Source organism: Pseudomonas sp. NFIX10, assembly GCF_900111955.1.
Taxonomy (GTDB): domain Bacteria; phylum Pseudomonadota; class Gammaproteobacteria; order Pseudomonadales; family Pseudomonadaceae; genus Aquipseudomonas; species Aquipseudomonas fluorescens_AA.
The window spans coordinates 126,214-138,634 of the sequence record NZ_FOKH01000001.1 but is presented as its reverse complement, the minus strand read 5'-3'; the positions used below and the strand labels follow the sequence as shown (position 1 = coordinate 138,634).

The following is a 12,421-nucleotide window of genomic DNA, read 5'->3' as shown; positions in this document are numbered from 1 at the left end:
GCACATGAACACATTCAGCAAAGCCCTGACCGGCACCCTTCTCGCCCTCAGCGTCAGCAGTGCCTTCGCCGACGGCATCGTCGAACACAACACCCAGGCGTTTCTCGACGTACTCAATGCCGGCACCGGCAAGCCACTGGAGCAGCTGTCGCCCAAGGACGCCCGCGCCGTCCTGGTGGGCGCCCAGGCGGGAGTAAAGTTGACCTTGCCCAAGGCCGACGTCAGCGAGAAAACCATCCAGGTCGATGGCCAGCCGATCAGCTTGACTATCGTTCGCCCCGCCGGGCTCAAGGGTGAGTTGCCGGTGTTCATGTTCTTCCACGGCGGTGGCTGGGTACTGGGCGACTTCCCGACCCACGAACGACTGGTCCGGGATCTGGTGGCGGGGTCCGGTGCCGTCGCGGTGTTCGTCAACTACACGCCTTCACCCGAGGCGCATTACCCGGTGGCGATCAACCAGGCTTACGCCGCGACAAAATGGGTGGCCGAGCACGGCAAGCAAATCAACGTCGATGGCAAGCGCCTGGCCGTGGTGGGCAACAGCGTCGGCGGCAACATGGCGGCCGTCGTGGCCTTGATGGCGAAGGACAAAGGTACGCCGGCGATCCGTTTCCAGGCATTGCTGTGGCCGGTGACCGATGCCAGCTTCGAGACGGCGTCCTACAACCAGTTCGCCGAAGGACACTTCCTCAGTAAAAACATGATGAAGTGGTTCTGGGACAACTACACCACCGATGCCGGGCAACGCGGCGAGATCTATGCCTCGCCGCTGCGGGCCAGCACCGCACAACTCAAGGGCCTGCCGCCAGCGCTGGTGCAGACCGCCGAGGCCGATGTCTTGCGCGATGAAGGCGAAGCCTATGCCCGCAAACTGGACGCGGCCGGTGTGCCCGTCACGGCCGTGCGCTACAACGGCATGATCCACGACTATGGCTTGCTCAACGTGGTCAGCCAGGTGCCAGCGGTGCGTTCGGCGATGTTGCAGGTGTCCGAAGAACTCAAGCAGCACTTGAAGTGATGATGGAACCAGGAGAAACCTTTGCGGCGAGGAGGCTTGTTCCCTCGCCACAGGCTCCGGGTCGAAAATAAAGGAATAAAAAAGCCCGACTCAATGGTCGGGCTTTTTCATACAGAAGGCTTCGCTTACTTGGCGCGGCCTTTGTAGGAACCGCCATCGCGGGTATCGATCTCGATCATGTCGCCGATTTCGATGAAGTCCGCGACCGACAGCTCGGTACCGTTCTTCAGTTTGGCAGGCTTCATGACCTTGCCGGAAGTGTCACCGCGAGCGGAACCTTCGGTGTAGTCAACCTGACGCACGATGGTGGTCGGCAGCTCTACGGAAACCAGGCGCTCTTCGAAGAACACGGCTTCGCAGACGTCGGTCATGCCTTCTTCGATGAATGGCAGAACGCTTTCGATGTCTTCGGCGTTCAGCTCGTACATGGTGTAGTCAGTGGTGTCCATGAACGTGTAGGTGTCACCGCTGATGAAGGACAGGGTCGCTTCTTTGCGGTCGAGGATCACGTCGTCCAGTTTGTCGTCGGCGCTGTAGACGATCTCGGTCTTGTAACCGGTCAGCAGGTTCTTCAGCTTGGTCTTCATGATCGCGCTGTTACGACCCGACTTGGTGAACTCAGCTTTCTGAACCAGCCAAGGATCGTTTTCGAGACGGATCACGGTCCCGGGTTTCAGTTCTTTACCAGTTTTCATTGCGAATATCCGAATTTGGATGGGATTTACAAAAATCTAGGCCGCGTATCATATCCAATTTACATAAAACTTCACCAGCGCTGCGGCAAGATCGGGTCGCGAGGCCTGTTCCAGACACCACGCCTGGGCATGTTCGGCCAGTTCCCGCTGGTGTTCGCGGCTGCTTTTCCAATGCTCGGCCATGTCCTGGCCGGCATTCCAGGCCCGCCAGAGACCACTGGTCGCTTTTTGCGCGGCCGGTGAAAGCCCCTGATTGTAGAGCCTGAGAAATGCCTCGAGCTTTTCCAGGTGGACGTCTTCTTCCTGCTGGTAGATATGCCAGAGCAGCGGCCGACCGGCCCATTGCGCGCGCACGAAGGAGTCTTCGCCGCGCACGGCGTTGAAATCACAGCACCACAGCAACTGGTCGTACTGATCCTGGCGAACGAACGGCAGCACCTGCACCGTCAGTGCGCCGCGTCGATGCAGCGCACCGACCTTCAGGCCTTCGACACCGAGCCAACGCTCGACGTCGCCCAACACTCGCCCTTCGGGAACCAGCACATGAAATGCCTGGGTATCGGCTGCCATCGCGTCGAACCAGCTCGCCAGCCCGGCGTTCTCGTAGGCAAACAGCGAGATCAGGCAGGCTTGCGGCGCCCGCTCGACGCCCAATCCCTGCAGGAAACTGCGTTGCGCTTCGGCATCCTGCTGGAATTGCCGACAGCGCTCCAGCAGACCGGCCTCACGCAGCAAGCCACCCGTTCCCTCCCGAAAGCCCGGGAAAAAGAAATATTTCTGCACGTGTTTGTATTTGACTGACGGTAGGCCATGGCAACCGATCACCCAGTCCTCGGCGCTCAAATAATCGAGGTTCATCCACAAGGGCGTCGTCTGGCGCTCGGCCATCGCTTCCATGTAGGCACTCGGCAACTGGCAGGCAAACGCGGCGATCACCACCTCGGCGGCCTCAGTGGGCTGCCAGTGCGCGGGCCAGTGGCACACCTGCACGCCCTGCTGCCATTGCTCGGACAGGGCGATATCGATTTGCGGACACAGCCGTTCGAAAGCACGCAGGTCGTCGACCCACAGCCGCACCGCGCATCGGTGCTCGGCCACCAATTGCCTAGCCAGGCGCCAAGTGACACCGATGTCGCCATAGTTATCGACGACGGTGCAAAAAATATCCCAGCGCACAGCCATTCCCGACTCCCTGTGACAAAGGCCCGATTGTCCCGAATAAACCGATCGCGCAGAAGAGCCGACGGCGATTAATCTTCATGCGACAATCAGCGCCTGCCCATGACCCTGCCAGGAAGCAGCCATGCCCGATCACTCGACACCCTCGCGCCTTACGGCTGTGCAATTGACCTTCAGCATCGCCTTGGGCCTGTGGTTGGGGTTCCTGGCCATCGTGTTGACGGGCTGGCTACTGTCCAGATTCCTGTTCAACGAACAACTGGCACCGGTGGCCGCCGCCGTCCATCAACTGGCGCAACCACCGGCGGTGCAACCGGCCCCCGAGCCGCCCACGCCGATGTTCGAGCAGTATCAGCAGAACCTGCAGAGGAACGAGCAGCGTCAGGCGCTTGATCAGGCCCGCAGCAATCCTCGCAACCTGTCCAACCCCAAGTGCCAGTTCTGGCTGCAACAGGACCAGAATGCGCCCAGTGAAAAAAGCCGCGCCAACGTGCTGCAATTCTGCGAATGACATGAACAAACAGACCGTCCACCAGTTGATTCTCGACAAGCTCGAGATTGATCTCGATATCGCCGAACGCGCCGCGCAAACCGCCTACGAAACCGCGACCCACGAAGAAAACATCGCCGAGAACAAATACGACACCCTGGGCCTCGAGGCGTCCTACCTCGCCGCCGGACAAGCCAGGCGCGTGGAAGAAATCCGCCAGGCGCTCACCCTTTGTCAAAACCTGACGTTGAGGCCTTACGACGAGCAGCGCGGCATTCAGGTCGGCACATTGATCGGACTGGAAGATGAGCACGGCCGCCAGCAATGGCTCTTCCTCGGGCCGGATGCGGCAGGCTTGAAGGTTTTGCTGGTAGGTCAGCCGATCACCGTCATCACCCCTCGCTCACCGCTGGGCCGAGGCCTGCTGGGCAAGTTCGAAGGGGATGAGGTGGAGATCGTGGTCGCCGGCGCCCGGCAACAGTTCACTGTCACCGAGACGATCTAGGCAGGTAGCGGTTTTTAGTGCACCGGCAGTTCGACGCCGTCGAACAACTCTTCGAGTTCCTGCTTGTTGTGGCACTGGATGGCCTTGGCCATCACTTCCCGGGTCAGGTGTGGCGCGAATTTCTCGATGAAATCGCACATGAAACCGCGCAGGAAAGTGCCACGACGGAAACCGATCTTAGTCACGCTGGATTCGAACAATTCGCTGGCATCCAGCACCACCAGGTCACTGTCGAGCTTGGTATCGACGGCCATCTTCGCGACGATGCCCACGCCCAGGCCCAGGCGGACGTAAGTCTTGATCACGTCGGCGTCGGCGGCGGTGAACACCACTTTCGGTGTCAGGCCACGATGACTGAAGGCTTCGTCGAGCTTGGAACGACCGGTGAAACCGAATACGTAGGTGACGATCGGGTATTCGGCCAGGGCTTCGAGGGTCAGCTTCGGCAGCTTGGTCAACGGATGGCCCTGGGGCACGACCACGCAGCGATTCCAGCGGTAGCACGGCATCATCACCAGGTCCCCGAACAGCTCCAGGGCCTCGGTGGCAATGGCGAAATCCACCGTGCCGTCGGCAGCCATCTCGGCGATCTGCATCGGCGATCCTTGGTGCATGTGCAGCGCCACGTCCGGGTATTGCTTGATGAAGTTGCTGATCACCGGCGGCAGCGCATAGCGGGCCTGGGTGTGGGTGGTGGCGATCGACAAGGTGCCTTTTTTCTCGTTGGAGAATTCCTGGGCGATCTGCTTGATGCTTTCGACCTTGCGCAGGATCTCGCCGGCCGTGGTGATGATGCGCTCACCGGCCGGGGTCACGCGGGTCAGGTGCTTGCCACTGCGGGCGAAGACTTCGACGCCCAGTTCGTCTTCCAACAGGCGGATCTGCTTGCTGATGCCGGGTTGCGACGTGTAGAGGCTTTGGGCAGTAGCGGAAACGTTGAGGTCGTGGTGCGCCACTTCCCAGATGTAGCGCAGTTGTTGAAGCTTCATATGTATCCCTCAAAGCAGTTGGACGCCACGGGCATCAGCGACGGTATATAACTATATGGAAGGTTACGACAATAAATCTAGAACTTTTTATAAAACGCCATCATTTAGCCTCAAGCCTCGCCCTGACGTCGACGCTGGACCAGCGGAACCAGGTAGACCGGTACCCGGGATAACTGCAATACCCGGGCGGCGGTCCTGCCCAAGGGGGTTTCACCGTTCGCCCCTTGGCAATGACTGCCTACGATCAGCAAATCAACGGAGAGTTTCGCAGCCTGCTCCAGAATGACCTGGGAAGGATCGCCCTGGTACACCCTGACCGACCTGATCAGTTTCAAGTCCTGTTGCCCCTCCCCCAATTCCTCACGGAAACTGTCGAGCACCCGCTGTTCGATATTGGCCATCACCGTATTCAGACCTTGGCGATGGAATTCGTTCAGCGCCTGCTCATCGAGATAGCTTTGCAACACCGATTCGGCGAACAGCCCCATCGGTTCCACCGCATGCACCACATACAACTCGGCTTCAAACGTCCGTGCCAGCGCCAAGGCATGCTGCATCACATAAGGGGCATAAAGGCCCAGGTCTGTGGCGTACAGCATCGAACGAATCATGTGACCTCCTCACGTGCCAGAATGGCGGAGATTGATTCAGCTTAGCAGCGCCTTGGAGACTGCGACGTGCGGCCTGGCGTCCCGACTCAGAGGCAGTCAGGGCTTTATTTCGTTACTGATGCCATGGGGCACGTGACCGGTGGCGACGACCTCCCGGGCCAATTCGCAGTGGCCGGTCTGGTCATCGAAAAACACATCGGCGGCAAAGGCCTCCAGGAAAGCCGATTTGGTCAGGCCGCCGAGAAACAGCGACTCGTCCAAGCGGATATCCCACTCACGCAAAGTCCGGATGACCCGCTCATGGGCCGGTGCCGAACGGGCGGTCACCAAGGCCGTGCGGATGGGGCAGGCATCCTCGGGGAACTCGCGCTGCAGCGCGTTGAGCGCCGCCAGGAAGCCCTTGAAGGGCCCGCCTCGCAGCGGTTCACGGGCAGCCTGCCGCTCGCTGGCCTGGAAAGCTTCCAGACCATCGGCCTGATAGACACGCTCCGACTCATCGGAAAACAGCACGGCATCGCCGTCGAAGGCAATGCGCAGTTCTGCGCTGGCGGCGCGACTGGCCCCACCCGACAGGATGGTCGCCGCGGCAAATCCGGCGTCCAGGGCGCTGCGCACGTCTTCAGCGTGGGTGGACAAGAACAGGTCGCAGCCGAATGCCTTGAGGTACGGGTAAGGACTGCGGCCGCCAACGAAGGCCGCGCGCGAAATCGCCAGCCCATAATGATGGATCGAGTTGAACACCCTAAGGCCGGTGTCGGCACTGTTGCGCGACACCAGGATCACCTCGACCCGGGCACGCCCCAGGTGTTCGTTGAGGTCCAGCAGTTTCTGCACGAGGGCGAACGCGTCACCGGGTGCCAGGACTTCGTCTTCATGCTCGATCTGGTATTGCCGATAGGCCTCGACGCCACTCGACAGGTACACCTTGTGGCTTTCCCTAAGGTCGAACAACGCCCGCGACGAAATCGCCAGCACCAGTTTGTCGTCGATGTTGTTTGCCATGCCACTCCCCTTTCGTCCCGCTCAGCGGTTACAGCGATCCATGAACGCCAACGCCTGATACAAAGCTTCGATTTTCGGCAGCTCACACCCGGCCGCTTTCGCCGCCGCCAATGGCCGGCCGTAGATCGCGTCCAGTTCCAGCGCTCGCTTGTGGGAATAATCGTGGTACATGCTTGGCCAGTAATCGGGCATCTTCTCGGTCATCATGAACAGATACTCGGCATAACCCGGTGCGATGTGATGCCCACAGGCCTGCGCACCGCGGACCACCTCAGCCATCAGCGCCTGGATCAATTCGCGGCTATGATCGTTGGCCATCAACGGCGTGGTACTGGCGCCCAACAAAACCGAAAGACCGTTGTATGGCACATTCCACACCAGCTTCTGCCAGCGGGCCTGTTGCAAGCCAGGCATGGCCTGGGCCTCGATACCCGCGCTGCGGAACAACGTCGCCGCCTCTTCGACGATCGCCATGCGTTGCGCCTGATCGGCACAGGGACCGCTGTGATAACCGACGTTGACCGCGCCAAGTGCCTGGTGGGCGATGACGCCAGGACCGATGCGATGCACGCAGATCAGGCACAGGCCACCTAGCAGATGCAGCGAATCGGGCAACAACGGTCGAAGATCGTCCTCCACGTCCAGGCCGTTCTGCAGCAACAAGACTTTTGCCCCGTCAGCGGCAGCCTGGGCAATGGCCGGCGCCAGGTCGGCATTGCTGGTGGTCTTGGCGCCGACCAGCAGCCAGTCACAGGGCGGCATATCGGCTGCCGAGCGATAGGCCTGGACGGGGTCGAGGGCCAGCGCGCCATGGACCGCGCTGTCGATTCGCAAACCGGCTTCGGCCACGGCAGCAAACTCGCTGCGCAGTAAAAAGTGCACGTCAAAACCGGCACGCGCCAGCATCACGCCATAAAACCCGCCAATCGCCCCGGTGCCGATCATCCCGATCCGCGGTTTAACCCCTGCCTGCATCGTTGCAACTCCCCTGGTAAAAAGCCCCTGCACACTATCGGCGCGAGCAGCATGGCATGCAATCTTCATTACATCCGCTCACGAATCTGTTGCAGAGCCATCGACAAGGGCTTTTCCCCAGCCTATAGGGCATTAACCCGTCCCAGCCCATTGTCGAGCCACCTCGTAACGCGATAAGGTTCGGCTCCCCGACGCGCTTAAAATCCGCTGTGCACCGCCGCGCGGGGATCGCTGGCGGCCGGCACCCGTGACCTGACGAGTAACACGATGGCTGATTTACCGATCAATGACCTTAACGTCGCCTCCAACGAGACCCTCATCACGCCTGACCAGCTCAAGCGCGATATCCCCCTGAGCGACGCTGCCCTGCGTACCGTGACCAAGGGCCGGGAGGTCATTCGCAACATCCTGGACGGCACCGACCATCGCCTGTTCGTGGTCATCGGCCCCTGCTCGATCCATGACATCAAGGCTGCCCACGAATACGCCGAGCGCCTGAAAGTGCTGGCAGCGGAAGTCTCCGACACCTTGTACCTGGTCATGCGCGTGTATTTCGAGAAACCGCGGACCACCGTCGGCTGGAAAGGCCTGATCAACGACCCGTACCTGGATGACTCCTTCAAGATCCAGGACGGCCTGCACATCGGTCGCCAGTTGCTGCTGGACCTGGCGGAAATGGGCCTGCCCACCGCCACCGAAGCCCTGGACCCGATCTCGCCGCAGTACTTGCAGGACCTGATCAGCTGGTCGGCCATCGGCGCGCGCACCACCGAATCCCAGACCCACCGCGAAATGGCCTCCGGCCTGTCGTCGGCGGTGGGCTTCAAGAACGGCACCGACGGCGGTCTCACCGTGGCGATCAACGCCTTGCAGTCGGTTTCCAGCCCGCACCGTTTCCTGGGCATCAACCAGGAAGGTGGCGTGTCGATCGTCACCACCAAGGGCAACGCCTACGGTCATGTGGTGCTGCGCGGTGGCAACGGCAAGCCGAACTACGATTCGGTCAGCGTCGCGCTGTGTGAGCAGGCTCTGAACAAAGCCGGGATCAAGCCAAACATCATGGTCGATTGCAGCCACGCCAACTCCAACAAGGACCCGGCATTGCAACCGTTGGTGATGGAGAACGTGGCCAACCAGATCCTGGAAGGCAACCAGTCGATTATCGGCCTGATGGTCGAAAGCCACTTGAACTGGGGCTGTCAGGCAATCCCGAAAGACCTCGCCGACTTGCAGTACGGCGTCTCCATCACCGATGCCTGCATCGACTGGAGCGCGACCGAGAACACCCTGCGCAGCATGCACGCCAAACTCAAGGACGTGCTGCCGAAGCGGCAGCGTAGTTAAAAAGATCGCAGCCTCGTTTCACTCGACAGCTCCTACACAGCTCTCCTACACGTATTTGGGTGGGGATGTAGGAGCTGGCGAAGCCTGCGATCTTTAAGGCATAAAAAAACGCCGGACTTTTCAGTCCGGCGTTTTTTTTATGGGGGAATCCGTTTTCTCAGAGCTTCGCCGCGTGCCGCTGGTGACGCTCCATGTAACGCTCCACGTAGGAGCAGGACGGGATCACCGTGTAGCCCATCTCTTCAGCGTACTGCAGCGCCCTTTCGGTCAGCGCTGCCGCGATGCCCCGGCCGCGCAAGGCGTTGGGCACAAAGGTGCGATAGATATCCAGGGTCTGCTTGCCCAGGTCCATATAGGTCAGATAGGCACGATGACCGTCCACATTGGTCTCGAACTGATGACCAGCCTGGTCATGGTGGATGGTAACCGCCTCGCTCATCACTACTCCTCGCGGGTCTGAATGCCGACCCCTACCTTACCGATGTTTTTCCGGCGAAGGAACATCTACGCCACCCCGTGCCTTCTTGGTCACCGAGCGCCAAAACCGATCCGCTCAAACCCGAGCACGTCGTGAATAGTAGGCACCAATGACGCAAATGCTCAAGGCACGCCTGTCAACGAAGAGGTAAACCTGGTCGGGTTTATCGATTGAGCGCCATCGTCGAGCGGTAGTCGGTCACGGTGCAATAGCTGAACATCGCCAGTTGTTGAGTCTTGAGACGAGCGTGCGTAGTTAAAGTCACCGCCAATACCAATAAAGATGCCTGAGTCGCTGCACAAAAAATGAACAAAAGTTTAGACGAATCAATAAACAACGACGTTAGCGCAGGCTGCAAGAGTTCATCCCTGAACGGAACTTTTCTTCGTCGACGCGCTCCAGACAAGGTCTGAAGCTGCATATTTTTTCAACAGCTCCTGGAAAAGTTGCTCGAAAAAGAATCACCGCCTACAATTTTTTTGCTTCTTGCGCTACGTCAGTTTACTTACTACAAGTAATGGGTAGTATATACGCCGGCTAACTCCTCAGTCTGAGGAGACAGTCACTAATAGAAAGTCCTTGAAGGGGAACACGATGAACAACGTTCTGAAATTCTCTGCTCTGGCCCTGGCCGCAGTTCTGGCTACCGGTTGCAGCAGCGCATCGAAAGAAACCGAAGCACGTCTGACTGCTACCGAAGACGCAGCAGCTCGCTCCCAGGCTCGTGCAGACGAAGCTTACCGTAAAGCTGATGAAGCTCTGGCTGCTGCTCAAAAAGCACAACAGACTGCTGACGAAGCTAACGAGCGTGCTCTGCGCATGCTGGAAAAAGCTAGCCGCAAGTAATAGTCCTTCGGGATTGTTATCGAGCCGACCCATTTTTGGGTCGGCTTTTTATTGTCTGGTGTTTTAGCAGGCGATAAAAAACCCGCCGACATCGCAAAGCGTCGGCGGGTTGCTGTCGAGTTTTACTGCTGCAAGTCGATCGGCGCGCTCGAGACCATCGGTGCCGAGGTATTGGGAACGGCAATTTCCACCGGCAGGCCATCTTCGGCCGCTACCACGTCCCGCACCACGTCCCAGTTCATGCGCAGGTTACTGGTGATGTCTTCGCGCTTGAGCATCGCATTGATCACCGCGGTGTGCTTGTCCACCACCGAGGGGTTGCCCTTGTCGTCCAGTGGCGTATGCGCCTCCAGGTACACCTTGCCACCGCTCAAGCCCAGCTTGTAGGGGTCGTTGATGATCCGCACCGACGTGCCCACCGGCACCATGCTGGCCATTTCCAGTACGTTATTGTTGAACATCCGGAAGCAACCGTGGCTGGTCCGCATGCCGATACCGAACTTCTTGTTCGAACCATGGATCAGGTAGCCCGGGGTGCCCAGGGTGAACTTGAAAGGGCCCAGCGGGTTATCCGGGCCGGCGGGCACGACATTCGGCAACGGGTCGCCGTCGGCAGCGTGTTCGGCCTTGATCGACGCGGGCGGAGTCCAGGTCGGGTTCGGTGTCTTGGCGATGATGCTGGTGTGGGCGATCGGCGAGCCCCAGCCCTCACGGCCAATCCCCAGCGGGAAGGTGTACACCACGTTCCGCCCCTTGGGGAAATAGTAGAGACGGTACTCGGCCAGGTTGATCACGATGCCCTCGCGCGGGCCCGGCGGCAGGATGAAGCGAGTGGGCAGCACGATCTCGGTGCCAGCGCCCGGCAACCAGGGGTCGACTCCTGGGTTGGCGGCGACCATCTCGCTGTAGCCCAGGTCATAGGTGGTGCCCAGGTCGGCGAAGGTGTCTTCGTATTTGGCCTTGATGACTTGCACCTGGCCAACGATGTCTTCACCCGGTGGCGGCAGAGGCAGCTCGAGTGCGGCAACGGGGCCCGCCATACACAGGGCGGCAAGAGACAGGCAGCGGGCGACGGCAGGCAAGCGCGGCAACATCCGGGAAATCCTTCGCAGATCGAACAAGGGGTATGAAAGCGGCGATTGTACACTGCCACCCGTTATTTCGGGGAGAGCGGCAATCAAGCGTCCGATGTGCAACAGGTTAGAGGACTTTGCAAGCCCCCCTGTGGGAGCGAGCTTGCTCGCGATAGCGGTGGGTCGGCCGGCACCGATGTTGAATGTGCCGCCGTCATCGCGAGCAAGCTCGCTCCCACACTGGAACAGCGCGATTACAACTCGAACCGCAGCTCCGGCCAGATCGGCGAGGTGCCGCGCTTCTGGGATTCCAGGATCGCCCGGCACAGCGAGCACAGGCGATGATCCTGGAAGATCTTGCGATCGACGCTCGACCAGCGTGGCTGGGCCGGCAGCAGGCTACCGCAGAGGGTTCGGTCGGCCGAGCCACCGAGTTCCAACTGCCGGGTCACCAGATGCACCCGTACTTCCTGGCAGGCGAACAGATCCAGCTGCTCGTCGGGCTCGATCAGTTGGTAGGCAAACAGGGACCAGGCGGGACGCGGCATCGGGGGCTCCAAATCGGGGGCGCCACATTAGCCGAAAGCCCGCCTGTAGAAAAGCGTCAGAGCAGCGGTTTTAGCGTAGGCCAGACATTTTCCAGCAACTTGCCCTGGGCCGCGACGGACGGGTGCAATCCGTCGCCTTGCATCATTCCGGGAACACCTCCGATGTCCTTGAGGAAAAACGGCACCAGTGGCACTTTTTTCTCCTCGGCCAGGGTGCTGTAGACCCGGGCGAAGGCATCGGTGTATCGGCGCCCGTAATTGGGCGGCAGTTGCATGCCCAGCAACAACACCTTGGCACCGCTTGCGCGGGAACTGTCGATCATCGCTGCAAGGTTTTGTTGCAATTGCGTTGGCGGCTGCCCGCGCAAGCCATCGTTGCCACCCAGTTCCAGGATCACCAGGTCCGGTTTATGGGCTGCAAGCAGCGCTGGCAGCCGCGCCTGGCCTCCGGCGCTGGTGTCGCCGCTGATGGAAGCATTGACCACTTTATCGTCAAAACCCTCGGCCTTGAGCCGCTGTTCGAGCAACGACACCCACCCTTGCCGGGTATCCAGGCCGAAAGCCGCGCTGATACTATCGCCAACGATCAGGACTGTACCCGCCGCTGCGTTCTGGGCCATGCACATCAAGGCCAGGCCGGCACTCAAAAACCACACACGCATCGGATT

15 protein-coding genes are annotated in these 12,421 nt (G+C 60.0%); 5 read left to right on the top strand and 10 right to left on the bottom strand.

Translation table 11 applies throughout. The annotated features are described in order from the left end of the window. Positions 1-4 precede the first annotated feature (4 nt). Positions 5-1,018 (top strand): alpha/beta hydrolase, encoded by a 1,014-nt coding sequence (locus BM321_RS00630; RefSeq protein ID WP_092441207.1) that lies wholly within the window; start codon positions 5-7, stop codon positions 1,016-1,018. A 125-nt stretch (positions 1,019-1,143) separates the two neighbouring features. On the opposite strand, the gene BM321_RS00625 is transcribed toward BM321_RS00630, so the two are convergent. Both BM321_RS00625 and earP read right to left on the bottom strand, forming a co-directional pair. Beyond that, positions 1,144-1,713 carry an elongation factor P gene (locus BM321_RS00625; RefSeq protein ID WP_092327101.1) on the bottom strand — a complete coding sequence of 190 codons (570 nt, stop codon included), beginning with the start codon at positions 1,711-1,713 and terminating at the stop codon, positions 1,144-1,146. Positions 1,714-1,761: 48 nt separating this feature from the next. After that, the gene (earP, locus tag BM321_RS00620; protein WP_092441206.1) at positions 1,762-2,895 is read right to left on the bottom strand and encodes an elongation factor P maturation arginine rhamnosyltransferase EarP; all 1,134 of its coding nucleotides are present in this window, start codon (positions 2,893-2,895) and stop codon (positions 1,762-1,764) included. 121 nt (positions 2,896-3,016) lie between these two features. Here earP and BM321_RS00615 point away from each other — a divergent pair, with 121 nt between their 5' ends. Both BM321_RS00615 and BM321_RS00610 read left to right on the top strand, forming a co-directional pair. Continuing rightward, entirely contained in the window at positions 3,017-3,403 is a 387-nt protein-coding gene (locus BM321_RS00615; protein ID WP_092327105.1) for a hypothetical protein, read from the top strand. 1 nt (position 3,404) lies between these two features. After that, complete coding sequence (locus tag BM321_RS00610) at positions 3,405-3,887, top strand: GreA/GreB family elongation factor (protein ID WP_092441205.1); 483 nt, start codon at positions 3,405-3,407, stop codon at positions 3,885-3,887. A gap of 14 nt (positions 3,888-3,901) precedes the next feature. Here the strand turns inward: BM321_RS00610 and cysB are convergent, their stop codons facing one another. The 4 genes from cysB to BM321_RS00590 form a co-directional block, all read right to left on the bottom strand. Further along, positions 3,902-4,876, bottom strand: coding sequence for an HTH-type transcriptional regulator CysB (cysB, locus tag BM321_RS00605; protein WP_003199376.1), 975 nt, complete (start codon positions 4,874-4,876; stop codon positions 3,902-3,904). Between the two features lie 110 nt (positions 4,877-4,986). Next, on the bottom strand, positions 4,987-5,487 hold the full coding sequence (locus BM321_RS00600; protein WP_060738547.1) for a universal stress protein: 501 nt from the start codon (positions 5,485-5,487) through the stop codon (positions 4,987-4,989). A 96-nt stretch (positions 5,488-5,583) separates the two neighbouring features. Then, the gene (locus BM321_RS00595) at positions 5,584-6,489 is read right to left on the bottom strand and encodes a 5'-nucleotidase (protein WP_092327107.1); all 906 of its coding nucleotides are present in this window, start codon (positions 6,487-6,489) and stop codon (positions 5,584-5,586) included. A gap of 21 nt (positions 6,490-6,510) precedes the next feature. Continuing rightward, positions 6,511-7,464, bottom strand: coding sequence for a putative 2-dehydropantoate 2-reductase (locus tag BM321_RS00590; protein WP_092441204.1), 954 nt, complete (start codon positions 7,462-7,464; stop codon positions 6,511-6,513). A 267-nt stretch (positions 7,465-7,731) separates the two neighbouring features. Here BM321_RS00590 and BM321_RS00585 point away from each other — a divergent pair, with 267 nt between their 5' ends. Next, complete coding sequence (locus BM321_RS00585; protein WP_092197632.1) at positions 7,732-8,808, top strand: 3-deoxy-7-phosphoheptulonate synthase; 1,077 nt, start codon at positions 7,732-7,734, stop codon at positions 8,806-8,808. A 157-nt stretch (positions 8,809-8,965) separates the two neighbouring features. On the opposite strand, the gene BM321_RS00580 is transcribed toward BM321_RS00585, so the two are convergent. Then, a complete protein-coding gene (locus BM321_RS00580) occupies positions 8,966-9,247 on the bottom strand; it encodes a GNAT family N-acetyltransferase (protein ID WP_053120470.1) in 282 nt (93 codons plus the stop codon). 633 nt (positions 9,248-9,880) lie between these two features. On the opposite strand from BM321_RS00580, the gene oprI reads away from it, so the two are divergent. Further along, the gene (gene oprI / locus BM321_RS00575) at positions 9,881-10,132 is read left to right on the top strand and encodes an outer membrane lipoprotei OprI (protein WP_003183784.1); all 252 of its coding nucleotides are present in this window, start codon (positions 9,881-9,883) and stop codon (positions 10,130-10,132) included. Positions 10,133-10,254: 122 nt separating this feature from the next. On the opposite strand, the gene BM321_RS00570 is transcribed toward oprI, so the two are convergent. The 3 genes from BM321_RS00570 to BM321_RS00560 form a co-directional block, all read right to left on the bottom strand. Continuing rightward, a complete protein-coding gene (locus BM321_RS00570) occupies positions 10,255-11,226 on the bottom strand; it encodes a L,D-transpeptidase family protein (protein WP_092197634.1) in 972 nt (323 codons plus the stop codon). Positions 11,227-11,459: 233 nt separating this feature from the next. After that, on the bottom strand, positions 11,460-11,753 hold the full coding sequence (locus BM321_RS00565) for a hypothetical protein (protein ID WP_003199347.1): 294 nt from the start codon (positions 11,751-11,753) through the stop codon (positions 11,460-11,462). A 56-nt stretch (positions 11,754-11,809) separates the two neighbouring features. Beyond that, on the bottom strand, positions 11,810-12,415 hold the full coding sequence (locus BM321_RS00560; RefSeq protein ID WP_092177109.1) for an arylesterase: 606 nt from the start codon (positions 12,413-12,415) through the stop codon (positions 11,810-11,812). Positions 12,416-12,421 lie beyond the last annotated feature (6 nt).

Excerpts from the sequence above, each read along its gene's own strand:
- BM321_RS00565 (WP_003199347.1), bottom strand. The coding sequence starts at position 11,753 with ATGCCGCGTCCCGCCTGGTCCCTGTTTGCCTACCAACTGATCGAGCCC.
- oprI (WP_003183784.1), top strand. The coding sequence starts at position 9,881 with ATGAACAACGTTCTGAAATTCTCTGCTCTGGCCCTGGCCGCAGTTCTG.
- BM321_RS00570 (WP_092197634.1), bottom strand. The coding sequence starts at position 11,226 with ATGTTGCCGCGCTTGCCTGCCGTCGCCCGCTGCCTGTCTCTTGCCGCC.
- BM321_RS00625 (WP_092327101.1), bottom strand. The coding sequence starts at position 1,713 with ATGAAAACTGGTAAAGAACTGAAACCCGGGACCGTGATCCGTCTCGAA.
- BM321_RS00600 (WP_060738547.1), bottom strand. The coding sequence starts at position 5,487 with ATGATTCGTTCGATGCTGTACGCCACAGACCTGGGCCTTTATGCCCCT.
- BM321_RS00590 (WP_092441204.1), bottom strand. The coding sequence starts at position 7,464 with ATGCAGGCAGGGGTTAAACCGCGGATCGGGATGATCGGCACCGGGGCG.
- BM321_RS00610 (WP_092441205.1), top strand. The coding sequence starts at position 3,405 with ATGAACAAACAGACCGTCCACCAGTTGATTCTCGACAAGCTCGAGATT.
- BM321_RS00585 (WP_092197632.1), top strand. The coding sequence starts at position 7,732 with ATGGCTGATTTACCGATCAATGACCTTAACGTCGCCTCCAACGAGACC.
- cysB (WP_003199376.1), bottom strand. The coding sequence starts at position 4,876 with ATGAAGCTTCAACAACTGCGCTACATCTGGGAAGTGGCGCACCACGAC.
- BM321_RS00595 (WP_092327107.1), bottom strand. The coding sequence starts at position 6,489 with ATGGCAAACAACATCGACGACAAACTGGTGCTGGCGATTTCGTCGCGG.
- BM321_RS00560 (WP_092177109.1), bottom strand. The coding sequence starts at position 12,415 with ATGCGTGTGTGGTTTTTGAGTGCCGGCCTGGCCTTGATGTGCATGGCC.
- BM321_RS00630 (WP_092441207.1), top strand. The coding sequence starts at position 5 with ATGAACACATTCAGCAAAGCCCTGACCGGCACCCTTCTCGCCCTCAGC.
- BM321_RS00580 (WP_053120470.1), bottom strand. The coding sequence starts at position 9,247 with ATGAGCGAGGCGGTTACCATCCACCATGACCAGGCTGGTCATCAGTTC.
- BM321_RS00615 (WP_092327105.1), top strand. The coding sequence starts at position 3,017 with ATGCCCGATCACTCGACACCCTCGCGCCTTACGGCTGTGCAATTGACC.
- earP (WP_092441206.1), bottom strand. The coding sequence starts at position 2,895 with ATGGCTGTGCGCTGGGATATTTTTTGCACCGTCGTCGATAACTATGGC.